This window comes from Kitasatospora putterlickiae, from assembly GCF_039527695.1.
In the GTDB taxonomy this organism is placed as follows: Bacteria; Actinomycetota; Actinomycetes; order Streptomycetales; family Streptomycetaceae; genus Kitasatospora; species Kitasatospora putterlickiae.
In genome coordinates, this window is record NZ_BAAAKJ010000499.1 from 2,119 (window position 1) to 5,631 (window position 3,513).

3 protein-coding genes and 1 pseudogene are annotated in these 3,513 nt (G+C 70.2%); all 4 read left to right on the plus strand.

Annotated elements, in window-relative coordinates; genetic code table 11:
- The first annotated feature begins 248 nt into the window (after positions 1 to 248).
- Positions 249 to 605: a hypothetical protein gene (locus tag ABD308_RS37935; RefSeq protein ID WP_344345402.1), complete on the plus strand. Its 357-nt coding sequence runs from the start codon at positions 249 to 251 to the stop codon at positions 603 to 605.
- A 46-nt stretch (positions 606 to 651) separates the two neighbouring features.
- Complete coding sequence (locus ABD308_RS37940) at positions 652 to 957, plus strand: hypothetical protein (RefSeq protein WP_344345404.1); 306 nt, start codon at positions 652 to 654, stop codon at positions 955 to 957.
- A 5-nt stretch (positions 958 to 962) separates the two neighbouring features.
- Positions 963 to 1,379, plus strand: a complete 417-nt coding sequence (locus ABD308_RS37945; protein ID WP_344345406.1) for a hypothetical protein — start codon at positions 963 to 965, stop codon at positions 1,377 to 1,379.
- Positions 1,380 to 1,475: 96 nt separating this feature from the next.
- A pseudogene (locus ABD308_RS37950) lies at positions 1,476 to 3,513 on the plus strand (hypothetical protein); the annotation flags it as partial.

A 3,513-nucleotide genomic window follows, 5' to 3' on the forward strand; every position in this document is an offset into this window, starting at 1 on the left:
CGGCGGTGCCCGGGCGGGTGCTGTCGCTGCTGCCCACCGGGCCGAGCCTCGACCCGGCGCCGCTGGCGGGCGGCGTCGTGCAGCCCGCGGTCACCGGCGAGGGCCGCTGCACGCGTTGAGTCGCGGCGGCCGCGCGGCGGGTGAACCACCCGCCGGAGTCGTCCCGTTCACCCTGGCGGGCCGGTCCGACCGGCCCGCGGCGAATCGCGTCGGCCGGGAACGGCCGGCGGCACCGAGGAGGTACTCACGTGGTCCAGCAGACGACGGTCAGCCAGCAGGCCCTTCAGGACGTCAGGACGCAGATCGAGGCGAAGTACGAGGCGATGAAGGCCACCGCCATGTACATCGAGGACATCAACACGGCGATCCGCGACAGCTTCGAGGGCGCGGCCAGCACCACCTTCCAGAACAACATCAACTCCTGGCTGGAGCAGTACGCGGCGGTCAGCCGCGACTACGACGCCTTCCACGCCAAGTTCGGCGACACCAGCCAGATCTTCACCGCGACCGGCGACCACACCGAGACCGTCGCGAAGAACAGCCTCGGCGGCGGCACCGGCCCCGCGGACTACGTCGAGGGCGTCCTGAACCCGAAGTCGAAGTAGCCCGCCGTCCGCCGAACCGACCGCCTGAACCGAAGGGAACCCCGCCATGACCGGGCACATGTCACTGCACTACGCCGGCGTCGACACCGCGATCAACGACCTCGACGCCCACTCCAAGACCATGCACGCCCAGATGGAGGACCTCAAGGAGTACCTCCGGAGCAAGATCGGCGTCGAGCTCATCGGTGCCTTCTCGACCGCGGCCGACGCTCTCGCGACCCAGTTGGAGAACTCCGACAAGGCGATGACCGGCAAGATCGAGAACGCCAAGGTCGCGCTCACCGAGATCCGCGACGCGATCCACGACGCGGACATGCGTGCCAGCACCCACTTCGACCACGTCAAGGGCTGACCCGAGTGGCGGACGACGAGAACGACAAGGACGACGGCGGCAGCGGCACCGTCAAGATCACCGACAGCTTCCTGGCGACGTTCCCGGACAAGACCATCAAGGTCTTCCTCAAGGACGTCCTGACGGCGGTGCCGGTGCGGGAACTGCGGGCCTTCGCCGACGGCAGCGCGCCGTTCCTGGTCGGCAACAACTCCGGGAACTTCACCGCCCCGGGCACGCTGGCCACCTCGCTCAAGGCGTACGACGACTCGATCGCGAAGATGCTGGCGACGATCATCGAGCAGTTCGACACCCTGATCGTCGACCTCTCGCTCGCCGACCGCTACCTGAACAACGCGCTGGACGAGTCCCTGGACTACGCGCAGTTCATGAAGGTGGCGAACCGGACCCTGACCTCGGGTTCCGGCACCGGCACCAAGTAATCCGGCGGGAACCCCCGCCACCACCGCGGAGCCGGTCCGGGCATCGGGCCGGCCCCGCGCCACGCCAGGTCGGGCACGGCCGTGAGAGGGGATGCCATGGTGTACATCTGGGAGGACGCGCTCACCTTCCTGGGCTCGTCGGCGGACAAGGCTCCGACCAAGCGCGGGGACGTGGTCGACGACGAGAAGCCGTGGCTCAACACCGATGTCCGCAGGCAGGTGGTCCACGCGGGCTGGCAGGGCGTCGAGGGCGACGGCACCGACGTGAAGCTCGACAGCTGGGTGGCCTGGTACTTCACCTACACCGAGGGTTCCAGCACGACGGTGAAGCACGGCAGCTACGTCGTCGGCACCAACGTGCAGTACCCGAACATCGACGGCCCGGGCGCCAAGTTCGCGGGGTGGACGGCCAGCCGCAAGCCGCTGGAGCAGTTCGTCGACGGCTCGGTCAAGGCCAACGACCGGCTCGACCCGGCCGTCTTCACCAGGGCGGCCGACACCCTCAAGAACTTCAGCTCCTTCCTCGACGGCTGGATCGCCGCGATCGGGACCGAGTGGGTCAAGGGCATCGGGGACGAGGACGGCGACTGGCAGGGCAGCGCGGCGAACGCGATGCGGACCCTGCTGCTGGCGTTCCGCAACGAGATGGACGCCGACAACCGGATGATCCGCCTGGCCGGTGTCGACACCCTCCTGCGTCCGATGGACGGGGGTGTCAAGGTCCAGATCGGACAGCTGTGGGAGGGCTTCAAGGGCTGGTGGGGATCGCCCCTGGCCTGGCCGACGAACGCGGTCACCGCGGCGCTGATGGAGGGGCTCAAGGGCGCGACGCTGAAGATCGTGAACTCCAACGACCGGACGCCGACCTGGCACAGCAGGGAGGACCCGGCCAAGGGCGCCTTCGACGCCTACGGCAAGATCCAGCAGAACGGGGTGCTCGGCTCCCTGCAGATCACCGTCACCGGGGCGCCGTTCGGCGATCCCAAGACGGTCGACTTCTGGAAGCAGGTCGACAAGCGGGCCCGGCAGATCTGGCTCGGCAACGTGGTGAACTGGCTGGACCTCGAAGCCGACCGGGTGCTGACCGGGCTCACCCAGGCCTACACGTCCATCGGCAACGCCGCCCGGCCGCTGAAGCCGTTCCCGCTGATGATGCCCGACCCGAAGGCCCCCGAGGACCCGACCAAGGACCCGACCAAGGACCCCACCAAGGACGGGGGCACGGACGACCCCAACAAGAAGATCGACGAGTTCAACCAGAAGATCAACGAGCTCGGCACCGGCGGCGGGGGCGACAAGGACGGCGGTCCCGGCACCAAGGACCTCCCCGGCGGCCCGAACATCAAGGACATCACCGGTGCCGGCGGCGGCAGTGGCAGTAGCGGAGGCCCCGGCGGCAACACGCCGAACCTCAACCTCGGCAGCGGCGGCACCGGGGGCGGCGGCGGGAGCACCCCGAACCTCAACCTCGGCGGCGGGAACACGCCGAACCTGAACCTCGGCAGCGGCGGCAGCGGCAACACGCCGAACCTCAACCCCGGCGGCGGGAGCGGCTCCGGCGGCAGCGGCAGCGGCCCGGACCTGATCGGCAACCCCTTCCCCGGCCTCAACACCGGCCCCCTGCCCGACAACCTCCTCCCCGGCAGCCCCGGTTCCAACCGGCCGGTGGTGGTGCCCCCCAGCTCGGTGATCACCAAGGACGGCCGGATCGTCGACGAGAGCGGGAACCCCGTCCTGGACTCCGCCGGCAACCCGATGGTGGCCGGCCCGGGCTACACCATCGGCCCGGACGGCATCCTGCGCGACGGCCAGGGCAACACCGTCACGCAGTACCGGCAGCTGCTCGCCGACCGCTACTCCGCCGCCGGCATCGGCAGCGGAGGCATCGGCGACAGCGGCGGCGGCAGCGGTGACGACCTGCTGACGCCCAACAGCTTCGGCGCCGGCGGCTTCTCCTACAACACGATGGGCCTGGGCTCCGGCAGCTCCGGCGGCGGGGGCCCGCTCGGCCTCGGCGGCAGCCCGATGATCACCGGCATGGGCGGCGGCCTCAGCAACCGCGCCCTGGCCGCCGGCGGCGACCCGTCCATCACCAAGGCCGCGGTCGACCAGGCCAACGCCGAGCGCGCCGCCG

Excerpts from the sequence above, each read along its gene's own strand:
- ABD308_RS37940 (WP_344345404.1), top strand. The coding sequence starts at position 652 with ATGACCGGGCACATGTCACTGCACTACGCCGGCGTCGACACCGCGATC.